Below are 23,199 nucleotides of genomic sequence, written 5' to 3' on the forward strand. Positions count from 1 at the left end.
AGATGAATGGAGTTTAAAAAAATTTTCAGTAAAAAATCACTTATACTGTTGACATTTGACATTGTAATAATAAACTTGGCATTTTTTATAGCTTTATTCCTAAGATTTGATGCAAGCTTTAATAAGATACCAGAAATTTACCTAAATTCTTTTAGAAACTATGCTTTGATAAATACTATAATAACTATAATGATTTATTCTATGTTTAAGCTATATAGGATGATATTAGAGTATGCATCTTACAATGAGTTAATAAAAATAACGGAAGCAGTTATCTTGTCATTACTAGTTCATATTTTAGGTATAACAATATTTGTACATAGGATGCCTATATCTTATTTTATCTTTGGGTTTTTAATCCAATATGTTCTTACAGTCGGTCTAAGATTTTCCAAAAAAATGCTTATCCAAGGAAGATATAACGCAATTGAAAAAAATCCTAAATTTAAAAGAGCAATCATAGTAGGAGCAGGATCTGCTGGACAGACTATAAAAGAAGATATAAATAAATCTAATAGGCAAGAAAACACTCAAATAAATGTAATAGCCTTTATAGATGATAATCCAGGCAAAAAAGGTCAATACATAGATGGAGCGATGGTATATGGTGGAAGAAATGATATAAAAGATCTAGTAGTAAAAGAAAATATAGATATTATATTAGTTGCCTTACCATCAGCACAAAGTGACCAAAAGAAAGATATCCTCAAGATATGCAATAGTACAGGATGTGAAGTTAAAATTCTTCCAGGTCTTTATCAGCTAGTTCAAGGAAAGATTTCAGTATCAAGGATGAAAGACATACAAATAGAAGACCTTCTTGGACGTGAGCCTGTAAAGGTATTTAACAATGAAACATTTGAATATCTTAATGATAAAGTAGTCTTAGTTACAGGTGGAGGTGGCTCTATAGGCTCAGAATTATGTAGGCAAATTGCCCAATATGGTCCCAAAGAGCTTATAATCTTTGATATATATGAAAACAATGCTTATGAGATAGAGCAAGAGCTTAAGAGGAATTTCAAAGATTTAAACTTAAGAACACTAATAGGTTCTGTAAGGGACTACAATAGAGTAAAACATGTTTTTGAAAAACATAGGCCTGACATTATATTTCATGCGGCAGCTCATAAGCATGTACCTTTAATGGAAGTAAGTCCTATTGAAGCTATAAAAAATAATGTAAGAGGAACCTATATAGTTGGCCTTTTAGCACTTATATATGATGCTAAAAGATTTGTACTTATATCAACAGATAAAGCGGTAAATCCAACATCAATAATGGGAGCTACAAAAAGAGTATGTGAGAAAATAATTCAAGGTCTAAATGATGTAAAAAAAGACCAAGAATACTCAAAACTTTCAAAGATAATTGAAAGAGATGGGGATCATACTATAGTAATAGATCCATCAAAAGAGCTTGAAGGAAAAAATCCTACTACGGAATTTGTAGCAGTAAGGTTTGGTAATGTATTAGGATCCAATGGTTCAGTTATACCCCTATTTAAAAGACAAATTGCAGAAGGGGGACCTGTCACAGTAACACATCCTGATATTATAAGATATTTTATGACAATAAAAGAGGCTGTAAAACTAGTACTTCAAGCAGGCTCAATGGCCAAGGGTGGAGAAATTTTTGTCCTTGATATGGGAGATCCAGTAAAGATAGATACCCTTGCAAGAGAGCTTATAAAACTATCAGGATATGAACCTGATATTGATATAAAAATAGTGTACACAGGTCTTAGACCTGGTGAAAAACTTTATGAAGAAAAACTAATGGATGAAGAATGCCTTGAAGGAACAGAAAATAAGGGAATAGCCATAGGAAAGCCACTTGAGTTTTCAAGGGAAGATTTCTTTGAAAAACTTGATAATATTATAAACCAAGACCACATAGATGATATAAATATATTTGAAACTATAAACACTTTGATAAGCACTTTTATAGGGGAAAAAGAAAAGTAGGAGAGTATATGTTTAAAGATAAAGATGAATTTAGACCATTAGAAAACAAAGCTTGGCTTTCATCACCTACTATGCATGGTGATGAGTTAAAATATATGCAAAAAGCATACGAAACTAATTGGATGTCAACTGTTGGAGAAAACATTAATATAGTTGAAGAAGAAATAAGCAAAATTCTTGAATCAAAATATACAGTAGGTCTTTCTGCTGGAACAAGTGCCTTACACCTTGCAATGAAACTTGCAGGAATAAAAAGGGGAGATAAGGTATTTTGTTCTGATATGACCTTTGCAGCAACTGTGAACCCAATTTTATATGAAGGTGGAATTCCGATATTTATAGATACAGAATATGATACTTGGAATATGGATCCAAAAGCTTTAGAGAAAGCCTTCGAACTATATCCAGAGGTTAAAGTAGTGGTTATGGTAAACTTATATGGAGTTCCAGCAAAAATTGATGAAATAAAAGAAATATGCAAAAAACATAGAGCTTACCTAGTAGAGGATGCCGCAGAATCATTTGGTGCAAAATATAAGGGAGTTCAAACAGGAACCTTTGGAGATGTGTCTATAATTTCCTTTAATGGAAACAAGATTATAACAGGTTCATCAGGTGGTATGCTAATCTCAGATTCAAAGCATGATATAGAAAAAGCAAAAAAATGGTCAACCCAATCAAGAGAAGATGCTCCATGGTACCAACATGAAGAAGTTGGATACAACTACAGAATGAGTAATGTTATAGCAGGTGTAGTAAGAGGACAACTTCCATATCTTAATGAACACATAGAACAAAAAAGAAAAATCTATGAAAGATACAAAGAAGGATTAAAAGATTTGCCAATATCAATGAATCCTTATGATAAGGAAAATTCAAAACCAAGTTTTTGGCTATCTTGTATGATAATAGATGAAGAGGCTATGTCAGAGCATGTAAGAAGTGACAAAAAAGCTTTATATATTAGGGAAGAAGGAAAATCATCTCCTACAGAAATTCTTGAAGTTCTTGCAAATCACAACGCTGAAGGAAGACCTATATGGAAACCTATGCATCTGCAACCTATCTATCGAATGAATTCATTTGTAAATAGATTTGGAAATGCAAGAGCAATGTCAAATGCATATATAAAACATTCGCAAAAAGATGACGAAGGTAGAGCCTTTGATGTTGGAGAAGATATATTCAATAGAGGATTATGCTTGCCAAGTGATAACAAAATGACAGAAAATGATCAAGATAGAATTATTGAGCTTATTAAAGCTTGCTTTGAGTAGGAGTGAATATTGTATAGAAAATATTTTAAAAGATTAATCGATTTTCTTTTATCCTTAATAGGAATTATTATCATATGTCCTATTCTAATTATTTTAGCAATTTTAATAAAGCTTAATTCGAAAGGACCTATCTTATTTAAGCAAAAAAGATTAGGAGAAGGTGGAGAAGCTTTTTTTATTTACAAATTTAGAACTATGGTTGTAAATGCTGAAAATATAGGTGATGGACTTAAAGTTAAAAGCGAGAGTGACTCAAGAATTACCAAAGTAGGAAAAGTACTTAGAAAACTAAGTCTTGATGAGCTTCCACAATTGTTTAATGTAATTGTTGGGAATATGAGCTTAGTCGGTCCAAGACCACCAGTTACATACCATCCTTATGATGGTTATGAAAATTATCCAGGATGGGCAAAAAAAAGATTTGAAGTAAAACCAGGTATAACAGGATACGCACAAGTCAAAGTCAGAAATAATGCTAGTTGGGACGAAAGAATAAAATATGATAATAAATATGTGAATAATGTAACTTTAGTAAATGATTTAAAAATATTAATAGAAACTATATTGGTAGTATTTAAAAGTAAAGACATATACAAGTCTTAAATTTGTTCGAATTATGAGAGGATATAAAATGGAAAATACTTTAGTAGGTAATAAAATTATTTTGAAATTAATAGAAAAGGAAGATATGAAAAAAAGAGCAGAATGGATTAATGACATAGAAATTCAAGCCACCTTAAACTATGATTTTCCGACATCAATCTCAAAAACTCAAGCATGGTTTCAAAAAGCACAAATGGATAGTTCTAGAAGAGAATTTTCTATATTTAATAAAGAAACAAATGAATATATTGGATTTTGTGGTTTATTTGATATAGACTATAAAGCAAGAAAAGCTGAACATCATTGCGTGATAGGAAATAAAGCATATCATTCAAAAGGTTATGGAATAGATGCTTATAAAGTTATAGTAAACTATGGCTTTAAAGAACTAGGATTAAATAGAATATATGCATTTCAAAGAACAAATAATATTGCTGCTCATAAATTAGTTGAGAAATTAGGTTGGACTAGAGAAGGACTTTTAAGAGAAGATCTTTATTCTCATGGTGAGATTAGAGACAGATATATAATATCTATTTTAAGGTCAGAATGGAAAAATAATAAAATATATGAGATTAATTAATTTATGAATACTCCAATTTATAAAATAGAAGATAAAAAAAATAGAATATATATAAAAAGAGATGACCTATTTCCATATTCTTTTGGAGGAAATAAGGCAAGAAAGGGAATGCTTTTTTTTAAGAATATTATATACAAAAAAAGTGACTATGTCGTAACTTACGGTAGTTCTAGTTCAAACCATGTTAGAATTATATCAAATAAATGTGCAGAGCTTAAGATACCTTGTCTTATAATATCTCCATTAGAAGCTGATAAACAAACATATAATAAGAAAATGTATGATTTATTTGGGGCAAAAGTAATTTTTACAAAGCTTGATAATGTATCGAAAAAAATAGACGAAACTTTAAATGATTTAAAAAATAAAGGTTACTATCCATATTTTATTCAAGGTGGAGGTCATGGAAACATTGGTACTCAAGCATATGTAGATTGCTATAAGGAAATCAAAGAATATGAAAAAAATAAGAATTTAAACTTTGATTATATATTTCATGCATCTGGCACGGGTACAACTCAAGCAGGACTTGTTTGTGGTAGTATTATTAACAATGATAACAATAAAATTATTGGTATAAGTATAGCGAGAATGAATCCACGTGGGAGAAATATTGTTTTAAAAAGCGTAAAGGATTATCTAAAGGAAAGAAATATTAATATTTCTGATGAAATAATAGAAAAAAAAGTAATCTTTACTGATAAGTACATAAATGGTGGATATGGAAAATATAACCAGAAAATAATAGAAACAATCAAAAATGCCATGATTAATTATGGTATACCAATGGATACTACTTATGTAGGCAAAGCTTTCACAGGGATGTTTAGCTATATAGGCGATAATGAAATAAAAGATAAAAATATTTTGTTTATACATACAGGTGGAACACCCTTATTTTTTGATGATTTGGAGGAATTATATGAGTAATATTTTATTATTAAGTGTTGGTACAAGAAATAAAATAATTCAATATTTTAAAGAAAATAATAAAAGTGGAAAAGTTATAGCAACAGATATGAGTGAAATAGCACCAGCAATTTATGAAGCTGATAAGCACTATATAGTTCCAAGAATAACTGATAATAATTATTTAGATATTATTTTAGATATATGCAAAAAAGAAAAAATGGATGGTATTCTTTCCCTTATTGATCCAGAATTATCCTTGCTTGCTATGAATAAAGAAAAGTTTGATACTCTTGGAGTAAAGATTGTCGGTTCATCATATGAATTATGTGAGATGTCTTTAAATAAAATAAATATGTTTAATTGGTTAAATGAACATGGTTATAACTGTGCTAAATCTTATGATAAAAAGGAAGAATTCTACAAAGACCTAGATAATGGAGATATATCTTTTCCAGTTTTTGTGAAACCTGTAGAGGGTAGTGCATCAATTTTAATTAGCAAGGTTGATAATAGAGATGAAATAGAATTACTATTTTCTAAGCATGATGGGCTAATGATTCAAGAATTTTTAAAGGGTCAAGAAATTGGCGCTGATGTATACATAGATCTTATAAGCAAAGAAGTAGTTTCTATATTTACAAAGAAAAAAATAGTGATGAGAGCTGGGGAAACAGATAAGTCTGTATCCTTTAAAGATGAAAAATTATTTGCTTTAATTAAGAAATTTGTAAAAGAAGCAGGATATACTGGCCAAATAGATATAGATATATTTGATGTTGATGGAGATTATTATATTTCAGAAGTTAACCCTAGATTTGGTGGGGGATATCCTCATGCATATGAATGTGGAGTTAATAATATTAAACTTATTTATAAGAATTTAAATGGTGAAGAAAATGAGTACTCTTCAGAGTATGAAGAAGGTGTATATATGATGAAATATAATGAAGTTTGTATGAAAAAATTAGGTGAGTAGATGAGAAGTTCTTATAGGAAAAAACTTGATGACTTAAACATTAAACTCGAAAGTCTTTATCGTATGTATTCATATAAAAAGGCAGCTAAACTTAGACGAAAGAGAATGAAAGGAGGTTTTAATTGTGACAAAGAATACAAAGAAGAAGTCCTACCTTATTGGAGAAAATTTGGTTTAAAACCAGATAAGTTATGGTTTGAAATATTCTCAGATAGAGATAAAAAAGTAGATCCAAGATATATACCAGATGATTTGTGGTATGGAAAAATAGTTCCCTATTTTTCAAATACACAGTTTAGAAGATTTGGTGAAGATAAGTGCATGCACTATAAATTTTTCGATAATCTAAAAAGGCCTAGAACTATTGTTAAAAACATGGCTTGTGTATTTTATGATAGCAATATGAATGTCATAAAAGAAGATAAGGCAATAGAAATAATATTATCACATAAAGGGGAGTTTCTTGTAAAACCATCAATTGATAGTGGAGAAGGAAGACTTATACATTTCTTTGATGAAAATACTAACAGTAAAGAAAGTATAAAAGAAGCTATTGATAATTTGAAAGCAAACTATATTTTTCAAGAATCAGTAGAACAACATGAAGATTTAAAAAGATTAAACCCTTCATCCTTAAATACTATAAGAGTGGTAACATTATTTTTCAAAGGCGAAGTTCATATACTATCATCTATTTTAAGAATAGGTGGTAATGGGGCTAAAGTTGATAATATTGGGGCTGGAGGATTTGCTTGTCATATTAATGAAGATGGAAAACTTGATTATAGGGGAGTAAATAGAAAGGCTCAATGGGTAACAGAGGGACATGGTAATATAAAATTTGCTGATGTAGTAGTGCCTTCTTACAATAAAATATTAGATTTAATAGATCAAACACACAAAAATTTACCTCATTTTAAATTAATAGGGTGGGATTTTTGTATTGATAAAAATGGCGAACCCATATTTATAGAATATAACACTTGTCCTGGTCCTAATCAAATAACTTGTGGACCAACATTTGGAGATATAACAGAAGAAGTATTAGACGAAGTATTTGTTAAACAAAGTTTAAAATACGCTCAAAATTAAAAAAAAGGAGATCTGATATGAAAGTAGCAATATTAGGCGCAGGAAACGCTGGTTGTGCAGTTGGAGCAGACCTGACATTACATGGTCATGAGGTAACGTTAATTAAAACTTCTCATGCTATGCATGATGAAAATTTCAAATATTTGCAAGAAAATGATGGGAAAATGATTCTAAATGAATTTGGTAAAATATCTGAGGCTAATATCAGTAAAGTAACTAGAGATCTAGAAGAGATTTCAAATAATGAAATAATAATTATTTACATACAAACTAACTATCACAAAGACCTAATTAAAAGAATAGTGAAATATTTAAAGGATGATCAAATTATTCTCATTAATCCAGGTTATTTATCAAGTGCTTATCTATTAGAATACTGTGATAAAGATATAATAATAGCAGAAGCCCAAAGTTCTTTTATTGATGGAAGAATAATGGAAAATGGTTACTTTAGAGTGGGATTTAGGAACGTAAGAAATCCAATAGGAATATATCCTTCTAGTAGAAAAGAAGAAGCTATTGAGAAATTAGATAAATTAGGTGAAAGATTTGTATATCTAGATTCCATAATTGAGGCTGCCCTACATAATCCTAATATGATAGTTCACACCATAGGTTCAGTTATGTCTATACCAAGAATAGAAATAGCAAAAGATGATTTTTGTATGTATCATGAAGCCTATACTAGAGAAAACACTCATACATGGCAAGTTCTTGAAGCTCTTGATGAAGAAAAAATGAATGTATTAGAAAAATTAGGCTTTGAAAGATTATCATATGAAGAAGCTTGTAAATATAGAAATTCTTTAGATACTAGTATTGATGCAAAAGAAGTGTTTTTAGACTATGCTGCTATGGATACAAGGGCAAAAGGTCCTGTAAAAGTAGATTCTAGATATATTTCAGAAGATGTTCCAGAAGGTCTAGTAATGCTAGAATCACTTGGAAAAGTTTTAGATATAAGAACTCCTATTGCTACAAGTTTTATTGAAATAGCAAGTGCAGCACTTGGAAGAGAATTAAGAAAAAGTGGTAGATCAGTTGAAGATCTTGGCTATGAAAATATAAAAAAATTAATAAACGATAGCAAAAGCAATGAATAATAGATATTTAATGACACTAAGACTACTTTTTATAAAATCACCTATGAAAAGAGCACGACTTATGAAAAAATGGGGTGTTTTCAGAGAATGTGGTGATAGAGTAATGATTACATCAAGAAAAATCCCTCTTTATTCAAGACTTATATCAATAGGGGAGAATGTTTGGCTTGCATCAAATGTTCAATTTATCACTCACGATGTAAGTCACTTTATGCTTAATGGCATGAAAATATATGATAAAAAATTCAAAGAAAAAGTAGGATGTATATCTGTAGGGAATAATGTATTTGTTGGAGCAAATACTCAAATCCTATATGATGTCAAAATAGGTAATAATGTTATTATAGCAGCAGGTAGTATAGTTAATAAAGATATTGAAGATAATTCTGTTGTAGCAGGAGTACCAGCAAAAAAGATTGGGAAATTTGAGGATTTTGTTGAAAAGAGAAAAAATAATAATATAGATGTTAGGGTTGACAACAAAAAATCAAAAATTGATCGAGTAAGTGAAGATATTTTATGGGGAAATTTTCAAAAGCAAAGAAGATTTAGGTGAAAAAATGAAAAAAGAAAATATATTTCAGAAAATAAATAGAGTATTTGACAGCATTGAAAGAGATATAGATCCCAGTGCTTCAATATTTAAGAAATTGTATATTTTATTTGACTTTTCAAAAGAATACTTGTTTCACGGAGCATATTTTCTTGATTATGTCCAATACGATTTTTATGGAAAAAGAAGAAGAGAAAGAGATAAGTATGTAGTATTTGGTAGACTTCTTGAAATAATTGAAATATGTAATGACAAAAATAAGAAAAAAATATTTGATAGTAAGCCAGAGTTTAATAAATTCTTTAATAAATATATAAACAGAGATTGGTTGTTTACTAAAGACTCTACACTAGAACAATTTAAAAATTTCATCTCAAAACATGATGTGTTTTTTACTAAAGAATCAAATGGAATGTTTGGTTTAGGTGTAAATAAAATTTATAGTAAAGATATAAAGGATATTGAAACAACATATAATGATTTGAGAAATAAATCAACTTTATGCGAAGAATATTTGACTCAATGTAAGGAACTTAAAGAATTTAATGATTCTTCAATAAATTCTTTAAGAGTCGTAACAATTAGAAAAGCTAATAATGAAGTTGAAGTAGTAGGCGGTTTGTTAAGAATAGGCAGAAAAGGAAGAATAGCTGATAATTTTCACCATATGGGTATATGTGCATACCTAGATCCAAAAGAGGGTATAGTAAGCACAATGGGAATAGATAAAACTTATACTAGACATGTTGTACACCCAGACTCAAGAAAGCAGATAGTTGGCTTTAAAGTTCCACACTGGCATGATGTTGTAAAAACTGTAAAAGAAGCAGCTCTATTAGTGCCCGAGGTAAGATATATTGGTTGGGATGTAGTTATCAATGAAGATTACAAAGTTGTATTAGTAGAAGGAAATCCAGGAGCAGATCCTGATGCTGAACAAATTTCTACAAGAGAAGGTAGATGGTATATATATAAACCAATTTTAGAGGATATTAAAAATTTAAATAAGGAGTGATTATGATAAGTTTTATTAATGATTATAGTGAAGTAGCTCATCCCAAAGTTTTGGAAAATTTAGCTTTATTAAGTAATGAAAAAAACCCAGGATATTCCAATGATAAGCATTCAAAAATAGCAACGAATCTTATAAAATCTAAAATTGATGATAATAATGCATATGTTCAAATCCTAGTTATAGGTACTCAAACTAATCTTATTGCAGCAGCTGCCTTTTTAAGACCACATGAGGCTTTGATTACTGTAGAAACAGGCCATGTTCATGATCATGAAGTTGGTTCTATTGAAAGCACTGGTCATAAGTGTATTACAGTTAAAGGTGAATCTGGGAAAATTACAATTGATGATTTAAAGAGAGTTTGTAGTGATAAATATTGGGGTAATGCTGGAATTTTAAATATAAAACCTAAAATGGTATATATTAGCCAAACCACTGAAGTAGGAACATTTTATACTAAAGAAGAATTAACACAAATAAGAAAGTTTTGTGATGACTATGGCTTATATTTATATTGTGACGGTGCAAGACTTGCAAGTGCTTTAGATTGTTCAGATGTTACTTTGAAAGATCTTGCCAAACTTTGTGATGCTTTTTACATAGGTGGAACAAAGAATGGTGCTCTAATGGGTGAAGCAATGGTAATTATTAATGATAAGTTGAAAGAAGATTTTTTCTATATAGCCAAACAGAGGGGTGGCATATTATCTAAAGGATTTTTACTTGGTATACAGTTCGAAACTCTTATGAGTAATAATTTATATGAAAAAATAGGAGAACACCAAAACAAAATGGCTAATCTGCTTAGAGAAGGTCTAAAAAAATTAAACATTGAGATTATTAATGAATCAAAAACTAATCAAATTTTTGCAATTATTTCAAATAATATATTAGATAAACTAAGAAATAAATTTGCTTGGGAAACTATTAATACAAGTGATGACTCAACAGAAATAAGATTGGTTACAAGCTGGAGCACAAAGAAAGAAGAGGTAAATTCTTTTATTAATAGTATCAGTGAGTACTTGGAAAATGAAGTTTGTTAGATTTAGGTATATAAAATTAGATTATATTAAAGAAAATTTATTATTTTTTTGGCTTATACAAATAGTTATACTTACTGGAGTTAGATTTTTATTGACAAGATTTGGTATATATGGCGGATTTTATAGAGAACTATTACTTATTACACTGTCTTCATTTCCGATTATTATTTTAATGATATTTTCAAATTATTTAGATAATAAATCTATAACTTTATTTATATTATTACTAGTTGTAGTTATAATATCAATATTAATGTCTTATATATTTTATCCAGGACATAGGTATTTCATCTTACGACCTGACTACGGTATATTAAGATTTTTAAAACCAGATGGTGCTATATTTGCCTTTTTATTCTTTATAATTAATGATAAATCAGAATCTATATATAGAGCTTTAAAAAAATTTGCTATAATATACATCTTATATTTGGTAATTGTTCAATGGTCACCAGCGATTGTGAATGGATATTGGGAAGATATAAGTTACGATGGAAGTTTGGTTAAAAGAAATTATAGTTTAACTTTTGGATATTCTGTTGCTTTAGCTAGTATATTATATTTATACTTCTATTTCAAAGAAAAAAGAGGAATATACTTATTATTGTCTATTTTTGGATATTACATGATATTTTCTCAAGGATCTAGGGGAGCCTTGATATTGCCTATAATATTTATAATTTTATATATTATTAGCGGTATCTTATGGTCAAATAATAGTAATTTAAAATTATTAAAAATAATAATATTATTAGCTTTTCTAGGTATTATTGTTTTTTTTGGAAATATAGTAATTACTAATCTTGCAAGATTTCTTGTAGATATTGGATTTGATTCAAGAAATTTGATTTCTATAGCTAGCGAAGATTTCTCTAATGATACTGGAAGGTCTACTATATGGGGGGCAGTTATTAATGGAATAAAGACATCTCCCATAATAGGGTTAGGATTTTTCGGGGATAGACCTTGGGTGTTTCCTTATCATTATGCAGCTTACTCTCATAATTTATTTCTAGAATTAATTTCAAATTTTGGAATTTTTGGATATTTGGATATACTAATAATAGTATTTTTAAGTATATATATGATATTCTTTTCAAAAGATAAAGAATGGAGAGATTTATTTATTATATTCTTTTCTTTATCATGTCAGTTGATTACATCGTATTCTTACTGGTATGTGTTTGAGTTTTGGGCAATGCTTGCAATAGCAATAAAATATATATTTTTTATTAAAAACAAATCTGATGATATAGTTTTGGGGGAGATATGAAAGAAAAAAATGAAGTTGATTTATTAGAAGTACTAAATGTATTAAAAGATAACATAATTACAATTATTATTACCACATTTATTGTAGCTATGTCTGTGTTTGTATTTAGTAAGTTTTTGCTTACACCCAAATACGAAAGTTCTGCGACAATGATTATAGGTAGTTCTCAACAAGAGAAAGATGAGAATAAGAATTTACAGTATTATGAAATACAAGCTAACAAGGCATTAGTTTCGACTTATTCAGAGGTTGTAAAATCAAAGGGAATTGCAAATCATGTAATAAATAATTTAAATCTTGATATGGATTATAGAGAGTTTGCGAAAAAAGTATCTATTGAGCCAGTTAAGGATACTCAAATTATATCAGTAAAGGTTATTGATACTATTCCTGAAAGGGCGGCAGATATTGCCAATGAGACATCTAAAATCTTTAAAGAGTCCATAACTGAGATTATGAAGGTTGATAATGTTCAAATCCTTGACAAAGCAATTTTACCTGAAGGACCATCTTCACCTAATATTATTAGAAATACAATAGCAGGTGGATTGTTTGGATTGTTTTTGGGTATTATAATTGTTTTAATTAGAGTATTAAGTGATAATACATTTAAGAGCATTGATGATGTAACACATAATTTTGATATACCAGTTCTAGGTATGATACCTAATAAGAGTATAGAAAAATAGGAGTTTTATATGAGTGATAAGAATAATTACTACACTTCCTCAGTCTACAATGAGGCTATTCGTTCTGTTAGAACTAATATACAATTTTCAGATATAGATAATAAAAATAGGATTTTTGCTATAACTTCTTCCAAGCCTAGTGAGGGTAAGACTACTGTAATTTATGATTTAGCCAAGTCCTTTGCCCAAAATGGGGACAAGGTTGCCCTTCTTGATTTTGATCTTAGAGCTCCTAAGGTTGGTAAGGTTTCTGGTATAGAGACCAACATGGGTGTAACTAATGTTATAACAGGAAAAGTCAGTTTAGATAAGGCGCTTATTAAGGATCAATATGAAGATAATTTATTTGTTTTATTGTCTGGTCCTGTTCCACCAAATCCTACAGAAATTTTAGCATCAGATCATGTTAAAGAGCTTGTTAGATTATTAAATGGGCAATTTGATTATGTTTTTATAGATACACCACCTGTCGGACTTTTTACTGATGCATCTATTGTATCTACCTTGTGTGATGGGGTAATCTTTGCTATTAAGTCTAATGATACTAAAATTGATGAAGTTAATCATGCCTTGGATAATCTTAAAAAAGTAAACGCTAAAATAATTGGGGCGGTTTTGACTTTTGCTGATGTAAAGGAATCATCTTATAAGGGATATTATTAAAATGATTGATATACACAATCATATAGTCTATGGTGTTGACGATGGGTCAAAAAGTCTTGATGAAAGCCTTAAGATGGTCGATATTTTTATGGAAAATGGCTTTACCGATATTATTGCCACAAGCCACTACGATCCAGGAAGGTACATGGTAAAGGCAAGTGAAATAAATGATAAGGTTAAAGTTTTAAATGAAGAGGTAAAAAAAAGAGGTCTTGATTTTAAAATTTATAGGGGACATGAAATTCAAATTCAGCCAGATTCTTTAAAAAAGATAAAAGAAGGTAAGCTTTTAAAGTTAAATGATTCTAGATATATTCTTTTAGAGCTTTCATTTTTAAATAAGCCTACTTTTTTAAAAGATTTAATCTACAATATAGGGCTTGAGGGTCTTATTCCAATTATAGCTCATGCAGAAAGGTATCCTTATGTAGAAAAAAACATAGACTATCTTTTAGAATTTATAAAGATGGGTGCCTTGATTCAGGCTAATTATTCTTCTATAAGGTCACATAGGGATACTTTAACAGAGTTGTTGATGAGAAATATGGTTCATATTTTGGCTACAGACAGCCACCAAGCAGTGTGGAGGTCTCCAAATATTGGTGATTATAAAAAAGAAATAGCCGATATAATAGGTGATGAAAAGTTAGAGGTTTTATCAACTATGAATCCTAAGAAGGTTTTAGAAGATGAATTTCTTTCAAGCTCTTATGACCATATTATAAAGGCGGAAGACAAGCCAAAAAAGAGATCTATTTTTAGTTTTTGGAGAAAGAAATGAATTTAAAAAAAGTAATCCTATCTCTTTTTCTAATTATAATTCTTGCTTCTTGTAGTAAAAAGGAAGAGTCTTATGAAAAAAGAGATGTAAAAATTGATTCGGTTTTTGATAATGTTAATTTAAGTAAAGAAGATAAAAAAGATAATGAAGCTAAAGAAGATTTAAAAGAAGATTCTAATAAAGTAGCAGAAAATCAAGATAAGGCTGATGAAAGCACTGTGGCTAGGACTAATGCAGAGGTAAACTTAAGAGAGTCTCCTACAACAAAAGAGGATAATTTTATAACTTCTTTACCAAATAATGCAGAAGTAAATATTCTAGAAGAAGTTCAAGCCAATGGTGAAGCTTGGCTTAAGATTTCCTATAAGGGTAGGGAAGGCTTTGTAAAAAGTGATTTTGTAAATAGATAGTTTTTGCCCTGGTAAAATATGAATATATTGTAGCTTAATTTTATAAATTTATCCATATATTATAGCTTATATATATTTTGATTTATACCAAGATATTGTTTTTTTATAAAATTTAATATATGTTTTTGATGAGAGGGATTGTTTTAGATTTTCATAGCTAAAGAGAATATCGACTATCAAATCATCTTCTACATAGTCCTTATTTTGACAATTTCTCTTATATAGGAATTTTCTATAAAACTATATCTAACTTAGACTTGATCCTTTATGCACTATTATTAGCTTATTCAGCTATCAGTCAGTTAAAGATTTGGATTTTTTTAAATATCCAAAGATATCTGTTATTAGGCTCTGTGCTCTTGTTAGAAATCATTTTTGCTTACTCTTTTAAAATATTGTCTTGTAATTAATAGTAACATCTATAAGTAAATTTAAAACCCGGTTTAATCCGGGTTTTTTATGTGGTCTTATTTGCCTAATTCTGATATTTCATATACGCCTATGTCTTTTTGGTCAAAGTCTTTTGCCTCTACTCTTAACCTTGCTTTTATTGTATCAAGACTTGTTATAGTTTCTATACCATGTTCTATGGCAGCTCTTCTTATTTTGAAACCATCTCTTTGGCTATCTCCACCCTTGGTCGGGGTATTTATTATTATATCAAGCTTTCCTTCTTTGATAAGGTCTAGTATATCTTTTTTATCTTGGTCTATTTTTGCTACAGTTTTAGTTTCTATACCATTTTTATTTAAGAATTTAGCAGTATTTTCTGTAGCTATAAATGAATAACCCAATTCTTTCATTATTTTTGCGATTTCAAGAAATTCTTCTTTGTCAGAGTTTTTGATTGAAGCGAGAACTTTTTTATGATTTTTGCTTATAGGTTCACCACTTGCTTCATAACCCTTAAAAAGGGCTTCATCTATGTCTTTTCCTATACCTAGAACTTCCCCTGTTGATTTCATTTCAGGTCCTAGAGAAATTTCTACACGATTGAGCTTGTTTAGGGAAAAAACTGGGACCTTTACACAGGTCATCTTGCTTTCTTTGTAGATTCCTGTACCATATCCTAGGTCTTTTAGTTTATCACCAAGCATTATTTTTGTTGCTATATCAACTATTGGTACTGTAGATACCTTTGATATGTAGGGAACAGTTCTAGATGCTCGTGGATTTACTTCAATAATATAAAGATCGTCTTTGTATTCTATAAATTGTATATTTATCATTCCCTTAACATTAAGCTCTCTGGCAATTTTTTTAGTATAGTCGTAGATTTTTTCTTTTATTTTATCAGAGATATTGATTGATGGATAGATTGAGGTTGAGTCTCCAGAATGTACCCCCGCCCTTTCTAAGTGCTCCATTATTCCTGGAATAAGAAAATCTTCACCATCTGATATAGCATCTACTTCTATTTCACGACCTATGAGGTATTTGTCTATAAGTACTGTATTTTCCTTATCTCTCTTGAATGCTTCATTTAGGTATTGTTCTAGTATATTTTTTTCATAGCTTATTTCCATTCCTTGTCCACCAAGAACATATGATGGTCTTATTAGGACTGGATAGCCTATTCTTTCTGCAACATTGAGACCTTCTTCAACGCTTGTAACTCCTGCTCCCTTTGGCCTATTGATATCAAGTTTTTCAAGAAGTTTTTCAAATTTTTTCCTATCTTCTGCCCTGTCTATAATATCAAAGCCTGTTCCTATAATGTTGATGTGATGTCTGTCTAAGTTTTTAGCAAGTTTTATGGCAGTTTGTCCACCAAAGGCGAGGATAACTCCCTCTGGATTTTCTTTTTTTATGATATTAATAACATCTTCATCTGTAAGCGGCTCAAAGTAAAGTTTGTCTGATGTATCAAAGTCTGTAGATACTGTCTCTGGATTATTGTTAATAGTTATTGTTTCAATTCCCATTTTGATTAAAGTTTTTATAGCATGAACTGAACAATAGTCAAACTCTATACCTTGTCCAATCCTTATAGGACCTGATCCTATTACTATTACTTTTCTCTTATCAGATATTTCAGACTCATCTTTACCTACATATGATGAGTATATGTATTGGCCATTTTTCCTAAAGGCTGATACATCAAGTTTCCTGTATTTTGGATAGATTTTATTTTCTTTTTTTATTTTTGCTATATCGTGACTGTGGCAGCCTATAAGCCTTGCTATTGTTTTATCAGAAAAACCATCTTCCTTTAATTTTCTTAAATATTTACTATCAAGGTCTTCTAGGCATAGTTTTCTAAGTTTTTCTTCATCATCGATGATTTCTTTTATAAGCTTAAGAAAGTAGTTTTCAATTCTTGTTATATCATGTACTTCTTCTATACTGTGACCACGTCGGATAAACTCTGCAAGGTCAAAGAGTCTTTCATCATCAGGATTTTGCATCCTTGATATAAGCTCTTGATCTGATTTTTCTTTTGAAAACTCTGATTCAAGAGAGGTTTTTCCTATTTCAAGACTTCTAATTCCCTTAAGAAGGGCTTCCTTGAAGTTGTGTCCAATTGCCATAACTTCACCAGTTGCCATCATCTTTGTACCGAGTTTTCTCTTTGCATTTTTGAACTTATCAAATGGCCATTTTGGAATTTTAACTACTACATAGTCACATTTTGGTTCATAATTTCCAAGTGGCTTTCCAGTAGTTTCATTTAAGATATCAGAAAAGTTAAGACCAAGGGCAATCTTTGTAGCAACCTTTGCTATAGGATATCCTACAGCCTTACTGGCAAGGGAAGATGAGCGAGAAACTCTTGGATTTATTTCGATTACTGCATATTCATCATTTTCCCTGTTGTAGGCAAGTTGTACATTGCATGCACCTTTTACACCAATTGCCTCTACTATATCTAAAGATGCCCTTTTGAGTTTATCTACGATTTCTCTTTTAAGACTTTGACAAGGAGCAACTACTATAGAATCTCCTGTATGTACTCCAACAGGATCAACATTTTCCATATCACAAACTACAATTTTTTGACCTATATTGTCTCTTAAAACTTCAAACTCTATCTCAAGCCAACCTTTAATGGATTTTTCTATTAAGCATTCTGTAATAGGGGAAAGGGAAAGGCCAAGGGATAGGACTTCCCTTAATTCTTCTTCGTTATTTGCAAATCCACCACCAGTTCCACCTAGGGTATAGGCTGGTCTTATAACTACAGGATAGCCGATTTTTTTGGCTAATTTTACACCTTCATCAAGCTTATGACAAATCTCAGATGAGATAAGAGGTTGACCAATTTCTGACATAGTTTGTCTGAATAGGTCCCTATCTTCCCCTTTTTCTATAGCTTTAATATCAGTTCCAATAACCTTAATCCCATACTTGTCAAGGATTCCATTTTCATTAAGCTTAAGTGTCATATTGAGAGAAGTTTGTCCTCCCATTGTGGCTATAATTGAATCAGGTCTTTCAATTTCTATAATCTTTTCTACACTTCTAAGGGTGATAGGTTCTATATAGGTTTTGTCAGCAACATTTGGGTCAGTCATTATAGTAGCAGGATTTGAGTTTATGAGAACAGTTTCAACTCCACATGCTTTCAAAGTCTCACAGGCTTGGGTTCCTGAGTAATCAAACTCGGCTGCTTGTCCTATGATAATTGGACCTGAACCTATAACTAGGGTCTTTTTTACTGAAAATTCTTTGGACATATTAACTCCTTCTTATTTTCGAGAAATACAATTTTTCCTTAAAATTGGGCAAAAAAATTTTGCGATTAACTAGAAGTAAGTAAAAAAATTTACATACTATTAAAAATAGGCAAAAAAAATTTGTAAGAAAGCCTAGCAAATATGGGCAAAACTTTCCTTTTCAAACTTTTAATTTATTTTCTTAATAATTAAAACACTTTTTAAAAGATAAATCAAGAAAAAATTTAAATTTATTTAGAAATACAATATTTCGAATATGATATGTAAAATATCACTTTAATCTAATATCTTTAACAAGTTTATCAAAAATAAACAAATAAAACTTTGTTTATATTTTAATAAAGCTTTAATTGAGAGAGGTAAAAACTTTAAAATTGTATAGCCTTAGATTTTGTATAATTTAGTAAAGATATTTTTAGAATTAAAACCTGCAAAATATTTTCAATATAATAATCTGAAAATTTATTATTGGCTTATATATTTTTAATATTTATTATATATTTTATATAATTTTAATTATCTTAAAAAATATATTGTATAGCTAAGAAAAGTTAATTTTTAACAATGTTATCAAATTAACATTAAAATACTGTAAGATAAAAATAATGTTGACAAAAATATACAAAGATATATAATAACTGTAGTGATAAAATATTAACAAATAAAATACATATGGAGGAGTATATGACTTATAGTACATTTCAAGTACCTAGAACTATTGTTCATGGAGTAGATTGTCTAGAATACCTCAAAAACTTAGAAGGAAAGAAGGCAGTTCTTGTTACAGGTGGATCTTCAATGAAAAGATTCGGATTTTTAGATAAGGCAAAGGCTTATCTTGAAGAAGGTGGATTTGAAGTTTTAATTATTGATGGAGTGGAACCAGATCCATCAGTTAAAACTTGTCTTGAAGGTGGAAAGAAGATGGAAGAGTTTGGCCCTGATTGGATAATTCCTATAGGTGGAGGCTCTGCTATGGATGCTGCTAAAGCTATGTGGATTTTCTATGAACATCCTGGATATAGTTTCGAAAAGCTTGCAAACTTTGACAACCCACCACTTAGAACTAAGGCAAGAATGGCTTGCATCCCATCAACATCAGGAACAGCTTCAGAGATTACAGCTTTTTCAGTTATTACTGATACAGAAAATGAAATCAAATACCCATTAGTACATCCAGACTTTGTACCTGATGTAGCAATTTGTGATCCAATTATAGCAAGTAAAATGCCTCCAAAGATTACAGCTCAAACAGGTATGGATGTTATGACTCATGCAGTTGAGGCCTTCGTATCTACAAGTGCAGATGACTATTCATCACCACTAGCTATAAGGGCAATTGAACTTGTTTTTGAAAATCTTAAAAAAGCTTATGACAATGGAGAAGATCTTGATGCAAGGGAGAAGATGCATGATGCATCAACTATAGCTGGTATGGCATTTTCTAATGCATCCCTTGGTATAGTTCACTCTATGGCTCACAAAATTGGTGGAATCTTCCACTTAACACATGGTGAAGCTAATGCAATAATGCTTCCATACATCATTGACTACAATAGAAAATCTACAGATAGATATGATGTGATTGAGAAAATTCTTGGTATAGATGATCTTGCAGAAGAAATTAGAAAATTAAACAAGGCTGTTGGAATCTCAGCAAATATAAAAGATGGCAAAAATACTATAATAAAGGAAAATGAATTTTTAGAAGTACTTGATAAAATGAGTGAAAATGCCTTTAAAGATGCATGTACCCTAACAAATCCTAGAGAAACTTCAGCAGAAGATATTAAGAAGATTTACGAAGCTTCATACTACGGAAAAGAAATAGACTTCTAAATCCAAAAAATACTTAATATACTAATATAAAACCTAATAAAATCGATATAAAAACCGGGCGCCACCCGGTTTTTTGTGTAAGGAGTCAATACAAAAATTATTGTTATATTAAATTTTATTGTTTTTTTGAAAATTAAGCGAGAAATTTACGTTTATAATATAAAAACTAAAGAATAAACTAAAGATATCTAGAATTTTTAATTTATATGGGTATATTTATTCAATAAATTTAAATAAAGGATATATTATGGATTATATTTATAAAATATACTATCAAGATAGAAATAAATATAAAGATGTATATAAAAATAGGGTAAGTAACGAATTAGCTTTTCTTACTGATCTTTCTATACTTCATAAAAATCATGCCAAATCAAATGTATATTTTTTGCCTAATATTAACACATGGAATAAACTAGAAAAGATTAGAGAAAATGATAATATTCTTATAAATATTAAAAATGAACTCCCAAGTCATGTACATGAGTCACTTATTATAGATGCTATATCTAGTGAACTTCAAAGACTTCTTCTTATTGGATTCATACCAAACGCTATATATTTATATAACCTTGAAATTACAAGAAATGAAATTATTGATATTTTGAAAAAAGAAAGATACCCAGTAAGTAGAATAAAAAAAGGTCTTGATAAATTAGTAAATTTAGGATATATAAGCGTGGTGAGAAAAAGACCGTTATCATATATATATAATTATGATTAGATTAGCAAAAGGGATAGCATTATACCTTTTGCTATTTTATTTTAAAATGTTTAGACTAGTTGATAAATTAAGAATAAGCGTGTATAATACAAAATAAGTAAATAGGACTTACAGGGTTTCCAGTAGAAGAAAGTAAAAATCTTCGAATTACAAAATTCTTTGTCCAAGGTTGACTTTCTACCTAGTGAAAGTGATGAGTATAAAAAGAAGTGGTACCGCATATACATGCCTTCTTAGTACTCTTTTTTTGTGCTCAAATTTAAGAAAAGGAGAATAAAATGAAATTTCAATACCCAAAAGAATATGACTCAGTATTTGATGAGTTAAAAGATCGTGGATATTTTGAAGCAGCCACAGATGAAGAAGAATTAGCAAAAAAATTAAAAGATGAGAAGCTAACATTTTATTGTGGTTTCGATGCTACAGCTGATTCTCTAACTGTTGGCCACCTTATTCAAATTATGGTAATGATGAGAATGCAAAACTACGGTCACAGACCAATCGCCCTACTAGGTGGAGGTACTACAATGATAGGAGATCCATCGGGAAGGTCAGATATGAGAATGGTTATGACTAAAGAAAGAATAGATCACAATGCCCAATGTTTCTATAACCAATTCCAAAGATTTCTAGAATTTGAAGATGAAGGAGAAGATACAGGCGAGAAAGCTATAATGGTAAACAATGGAGATTGGTTACTCAAGCTTCCATTTGTAGAATTTTTAAGAGATGTAGGAAGTAATTTCCTTGTAAATGAAATGCTTAAAAAAGATGCCTACAAAAATAGGATGGATAAGGGACTTACCTTCTTTGAATTTTCATACATGCTACTTCAATCATATGACTTCTTAGAACTTTATAGAAGACATAATTGTACTCTTCAAATTGGTGGTTCTGACCAATGGTCAAACATCATAGGTGGATATGATTTAATAAGAAAAAAAGAAGATAAGAAGGTATATGGTATGACCTTCAAACTTCTTACAACTGCTGATGGAGTTAAGATGGGTAAAAGCCAAAAGGGAGCTGTATGGCTTGATGAAGAAAAAACATCAGCATATGAACTTTTCCAATACATGAGAAATGTAGATGATAGGGATGTTGAGAAATTTTTACTAATGCTAACTTTCCTTCCAACAGATGAATGTAGAAGACTTGGAAATGGCAAAGATGCCAAAGAAATAAACCATGCAAAAGAAGTTTTGGCTTATGAAGTTACAAAGCTAATCCATGGAGAAGATAAGGCAAAAGAAGCCTTAGAAGCGTCAAAAGCCTTGTTTAGTGGAGCTGGAGATGAATCAGCAATGCCTACAACAGAAATTAAAAAAGATGAACTTCCAATGGGAATCTTAACCCTCCTTACAAAATTATCTCTTACAAAGTCAAATTCTCAAGCAAGAGATACCGTAAAGGGTGGAGGAGTTTCAATAAATGATGAAAAAATTACAGATCCTAGATTTGAAATAAATGAAGACTTATTTAAAGATGGAAAAATAATAGTAAAAAAAGGTAAAAAGAGCTTTCATAAGCTGACAATAAAATAAAGAAAAAGACTTCCAAGTCAAAACTTGGAAGTTTTTTTCTTTTCTATTCTAATTTCTATATTAAAATTAAAAAGTGATTTTTTTATCTTGTCATATAATGTTATAAAAGGGAGGATTTTTATGAATAAAGAAATGTTTTTAATAATGAAAAATGACCCTGACTTTATAGAAACTTTAGATCAAAGTGTTGGATCCACTCCAAAGGCTTTAAAGGCTTATGGAATAGAAGAAGATGAGGGTTACTATATGCAAATATTTGACTCAGACTATATAGAAAAATCCGAAAACTTCCCTGGAAAGGCTGAAGAGCTAGAGGAGCTTAAAAAATATATGCCAGATGAAGAAGTAGAAGAAAGAACCAGTGTAGTTCCAGAACTTATAAACACCTGTATGCCAGATAGCTTAGAAGAGCTTGCCTAAAAATTTGAGATAGAAGATGTAGATAGTTTTATAGAGCAAGTTAAAAGATAC

21 protein-coding genes are annotated in these 23,199 nt (G+C 29.9%); 20 read left to right on the top strand and 1 reads right to left on the bottom strand.

Annotation, left to right across the window (positions count from 1 at the left end; translation table 11 throughout):
- The first annotated feature begins 6 nt into the window (after positions 1 to 6).
- Genes HV819_RS05965 through HV819_RS06040 form a run of 16 tightly spaced genes read left to right on the top strand, consistent with a single transcriptional unit; the run spans position 7 to position 14,944 of the window.
- Positions 7 to 1,968 carry a polysaccharide biosynthesis protein gene (locus tag HV819_RS05965; RefSeq protein ID WP_176269729.1) on the top strand — a complete coding sequence of 654 codons (1,962 nt, stop codon included), beginning with the start codon at positions 7 to 9 and terminating at the stop codon, positions 1,966 to 1,968.
- A gap of 8 nt (positions 1,969 to 1,976) precedes the next feature.
- Positions 1,977 to 3,245 carry a DegT/DnrJ/EryC1/StrS family aminotransferase gene (locus tag HV819_RS05970; RefSeq protein WP_176269730.1) on the top strand — a complete coding sequence of 423 codons (1,269 nt, stop codon included), beginning with the start codon at positions 1,977 to 1,979 and terminating at the stop codon, positions 3,243 to 3,245.
- A gap of 9 nt (positions 3,246 to 3,254) precedes the next feature.
- The gene (locus HV819_RS05975) at positions 3,255 to 3,848 is read left to right on the top strand and encodes a sugar transferase (RefSeq protein ID WP_176269731.1); all 594 of its coding nucleotides are present in this window, start codon (positions 3,255 to 3,257) and stop codon (positions 3,846 to 3,848) included.
- 28 nt (positions 3,849 to 3,876) lie between these two features.
- A complete protein-coding gene (locus HV819_RS05980; RefSeq protein WP_176269732.1) occupies positions 3,877 to 4,431 on the top strand; it encodes a GNAT family N-acetyltransferase in 555 nt (184 codons plus the stop codon).
- Positions 4,432 to 4,434: 3 nt separating this feature from the next.
- Positions 4,435 to 5,361 carry a 1-aminocyclopropane-1-carboxylate deaminase/D-cysteine desulfhydrase gene (locus tag HV819_RS05985; protein WP_176269733.1) on the top strand — a complete coding sequence of 309 codons (927 nt, stop codon included), beginning with the start codon at positions 4,435 to 4,437 and terminating at the stop codon, positions 5,359 to 5,361.
- Entirely contained in the window at positions 5,354 to 6,319 is a 966-nt protein-coding gene (locus HV819_RS05990) for an ATP-grasp domain-containing protein (RefSeq protein WP_176269734.1), read from the top strand. Before HV819_RS05985 ends, HV819_RS05990 begins: the two co-directional genes overlap by 8 nt.
- Positions 6,320 to 7,411 carry a sugar-transfer associated ATP-grasp domain-containing protein gene (locus tag HV819_RS05995; protein WP_176269735.1) on the top strand — a complete coding sequence of 364 codons (1,092 nt, stop codon included), beginning with the start codon at positions 6,320 to 6,322 and terminating at the stop codon, positions 7,409 to 7,411. It abuts the gene before it with no gap.
- A gap of 17 nt (positions 7,412 to 7,428) precedes the next feature.
- Entirely contained in the window at positions 7,429 to 8,514 is a 1,086-nt protein-coding gene (locus tag HV819_RS06000) for an NAD/NADP octopine/nopaline dehydrogenase family protein (RefSeq protein ID WP_176269736.1), read from the top strand.
- On the top strand, positions 8,507 to 9,070 hold the full coding sequence (locus HV819_RS06005) for an acyltransferase (protein WP_235942767.1): 564 nt from the start codon (positions 8,507 to 8,509) through the stop codon (positions 9,068 to 9,070). Before HV819_RS06000 ends, HV819_RS06005 begins: the two co-directional genes overlap by 8 nt.
- Positions 9,071 to 9,074: 4 nt before the next feature.
- Positions 9,075 to 10,082 carry a sugar-transfer associated ATP-grasp domain-containing protein gene (locus HV819_RS06010; RefSeq protein WP_176269737.1) on the top strand — a complete coding sequence of 336 codons (1,008 nt, stop codon included), beginning with the start codon at positions 9,075 to 9,077 and terminating at the stop codon, positions 10,080 to 10,082.
- A 2-nt stretch (positions 10,083 to 10,084) separates the two neighbouring features.
- The gene (locus HV819_RS06015; protein ID WP_176269738.1) at positions 10,085 to 11,128 is read left to right on the top strand and encodes a threonine aldolase family protein; all 1,044 of its coding nucleotides are present in this window, start codon (positions 10,085 to 10,087) and stop codon (positions 11,126 to 11,128) included.
- Positions 11,115 to 12,401 carry an O-antigen ligase family protein gene (locus tag HV819_RS06020; protein ID WP_176269739.1) on the top strand — a complete coding sequence of 429 codons (1,287 nt, stop codon included), beginning with the start codon at positions 11,115 to 11,117 and terminating at the stop codon, positions 12,399 to 12,401. Before HV819_RS06015 ends, HV819_RS06020 begins: the two co-directional genes overlap by 14 nt.
- On the top strand, positions 12,398 to 13,090 hold the full coding sequence (locus HV819_RS06025; RefSeq protein ID WP_176269740.1) for a YveK family protein: 693 nt from the start codon (positions 12,398 to 12,400) through the stop codon (positions 13,088 to 13,090). Before HV819_RS06020 ends, HV819_RS06025 begins: the two co-directional genes overlap by 4 nt.
- A gap of 9 nt (positions 13,091 to 13,099) precedes the next feature.
- Complete coding sequence (locus tag HV819_RS06030; RefSeq protein ID WP_154540070.1) at positions 13,100 to 13,753, top strand: CpsD/CapB family tyrosine-protein kinase; 654 nt, start codon at positions 13,100 to 13,102, stop codon at positions 13,751 to 13,753.
- Position 13,754: 1 nt separating this feature from the next.
- Positions 13,755 to 14,534 (top strand): tyrosine-protein phosphatase, encoded by a 780-nt coding sequence (locus HV819_RS06035; protein WP_176269741.1) that lies wholly within the window; start codon positions 13,755 to 13,757, stop codon positions 14,532 to 14,534.
- Complete coding sequence (locus tag HV819_RS06040; protein WP_176269742.1) at positions 14,531 to 14,944, top strand: SH3 domain-containing protein; 414 nt, start codon at positions 14,531 to 14,533, stop codon at positions 14,942 to 14,944. Before HV819_RS06035 ends, HV819_RS06040 begins: the two co-directional genes overlap by 4 nt.
- A gap of 467 nt (positions 14,945 to 15,411) precedes the next feature.
- Here the strand turns inward: HV819_RS06040 and carB are convergent, their stop codons facing one another.
- Positions 15,412 to 18,621 carry a carbamoyl-phosphate synthase large subunit gene (gene carB, locus HV819_RS06045; protein WP_176269743.1) on the bottom strand — a complete coding sequence of 1,070 codons (3,210 nt, stop codon included), beginning with the start codon at positions 18,619 to 18,621 and terminating at the stop codon, positions 15,412 to 15,414.
- A gap of 684 nt (positions 18,622 to 19,305) precedes the next feature.
- Here carB and HV819_RS06050 point away from each other — a divergent pair.
- From HV819_RS06050 to HV819_RS11950, 4 genes are all read left to right on the top strand, one after another.
- Complete coding sequence (locus HV819_RS06050) at positions 19,306 to 20,460, top strand: iron-containing alcohol dehydrogenase (RefSeq protein WP_154540078.1); 1,155 nt, start codon at positions 19,306 to 19,308, stop codon at positions 20,458 to 20,460.
- Between the two features lie 247 nt (positions 20,461 to 20,707).
- Positions 20,708 to 21,184: a hypothetical protein gene (locus HV819_RS06055; protein WP_176269744.1), complete on the top strand. Its 477-nt coding sequence runs from the start codon at positions 20,708 to 20,710 to the stop codon at positions 21,182 to 21,184.
- 278 nt (positions 21,185 to 21,462) lie between these two features.
- Positions 21,463 to 22,728 (top strand): tyrosine--tRNA ligase, encoded by a 1,266-nt coding sequence (gene tyrS, locus HV819_RS06060; protein WP_154540080.1) that lies wholly within the window; start codon positions 21,463 to 21,465, stop codon positions 22,726 to 22,728.
- A 120-nt stretch (positions 22,729 to 22,848) separates the two neighbouring features.
- Positions 22,849 to 23,148: a hypothetical protein gene (locus HV819_RS11950; protein WP_154540082.1), complete on the top strand. Its 300-nt coding sequence runs from the start codon at positions 22,849 to 22,851 to the stop codon at positions 23,146 to 23,148.
- The last annotated feature ends 51 nt before the right edge of the window (positions 23,149 to 23,199 follow it).

It is taken from the genome of Anaerococcus faecalis (assembly GCF_013371425.1).
GTDB classification, from domain to species: Bacteria; Bacillota; Clostridia; order Tissierellales; family Peptoniphilaceae; genus Anaerococcus; species Anaerococcus porci.

Excerpts from the sequence above, each read along its gene's own strand:
- HV819_RS05965 (WP_176269729.1), top strand. The coding sequence starts at position 7 with ATGGAGTTTAAAAAAATTTTCAGTAAAAAATCACTTATACTGTTGACA.
- HV819_RS05970 (WP_176269730.1), top strand. The coding sequence starts at position 1,977 with ATGTTTAAAGATAAAGATGAATTTAGACCATTAGAAAACAAAGCTTGG.
- HV819_RS05980 (WP_176269732.1), top strand. The coding sequence starts at position 3,877 with ATGGAAAATACTTTAGTAGGTAATAAAATTATTTTGAAATTAATAGAA.
- HV819_RS05985 (WP_176269733.1), top strand. The coding sequence starts at position 4,435 with ATGAATACTCCAATTTATAAAATAGAAGATAAAAAAAATAGAATATAT.
- HV819_RS05990 (WP_176269734.1), top strand. The coding sequence starts at position 5,354 with ATGAGTAATATTTTATTATTAAGTGTTGGTACAAGAAATAAAATAATT.
- HV819_RS05995 (WP_176269735.1), top strand. The coding sequence starts at position 6,320 with ATGAGAAGTTCTTATAGGAAAAAACTTGATGACTTAAACATTAAACTC.
- HV819_RS06000 (WP_176269736.1), top strand. The coding sequence starts at position 7,429 with ATGAAAGTAGCAATATTAGGCGCAGGAAACGCTGGTTGTGCAGTTGGA.
- HV819_RS06005 (WP_235942767.1), top strand. The coding sequence starts at position 8,507 with ATGAATAATAGATATTTAATGACACTAAGACTACTTTTTATAAAATCA.
- HV819_RS06010 (WP_176269737.1), top strand. The coding sequence starts at position 9,075 with ATGAAAAAAGAAAATATATTTCAGAAAATAAATAGAGTATTTGACAGC.
- HV819_RS06015 (WP_176269738.1), top strand. The coding sequence starts at position 10,085 with ATGATAAGTTTTATTAATGATTATAGTGAAGTAGCTCATCCCAAAGTT.
- HV819_RS06020 (WP_176269739.1), top strand. The coding sequence starts at position 11,115 with ATGAAGTTTGTTAGATTTAGGTATATAAAATTAGATTATATTAAAGAA.
- HV819_RS06025 (WP_176269740.1), top strand. The coding sequence starts at position 12,398 with ATGAAAGAAAAAAATGAAGTTGATTTATTAGAAGTACTAAATGTATTA.
- HV819_RS06030 (WP_154540070.1), top strand. The coding sequence starts at position 13,100 with ATGAGTGATAAGAATAATTACTACACTTCCTCAGTCTACAATGAGGCT.
- HV819_RS06035 (WP_176269741.1), top strand. The coding sequence starts at position 13,755 with ATGATTGATATACACAATCATATAGTCTATGGTGTTGACGATGGGTCA.
- HV819_RS06040 (WP_176269742.1), top strand. The coding sequence starts at position 14,531 with ATGAATTTAAAAAAAGTAATCCTATCTCTTTTTCTAATTATAATTCTT.
- carB (WP_176269743.1), bottom strand. The coding sequence starts at position 18,621 with ATGTCCAAAGAATTTTCAGTAAAAAAGACCCTAGTTATAGGTTCAGGT.
- HV819_RS06050 (WP_154540078.1), top strand. The coding sequence starts at position 19,306 with ATGACTTATAGTACATTTCAAGTACCTAGAACTATTGTTCATGGAGTA.
- HV819_RS06055 (WP_176269744.1), top strand. The coding sequence starts at position 20,708 with ATGGATTATATTTATAAAATATACTATCAAGATAGAAATAAATATAAA.
- tyrS (WP_154540080.1), top strand. The coding sequence starts at position 21,463 with ATGAAATTTCAATACCCAAAAGAATATGACTCAGTATTTGATGAGTTA.
- HV819_RS11950 (WP_154540082.1), top strand. The coding sequence starts at position 22,849 with ATGAATAAAGAAATGTTTTTAATAATGAAAAATGACCCTGACTTTATA.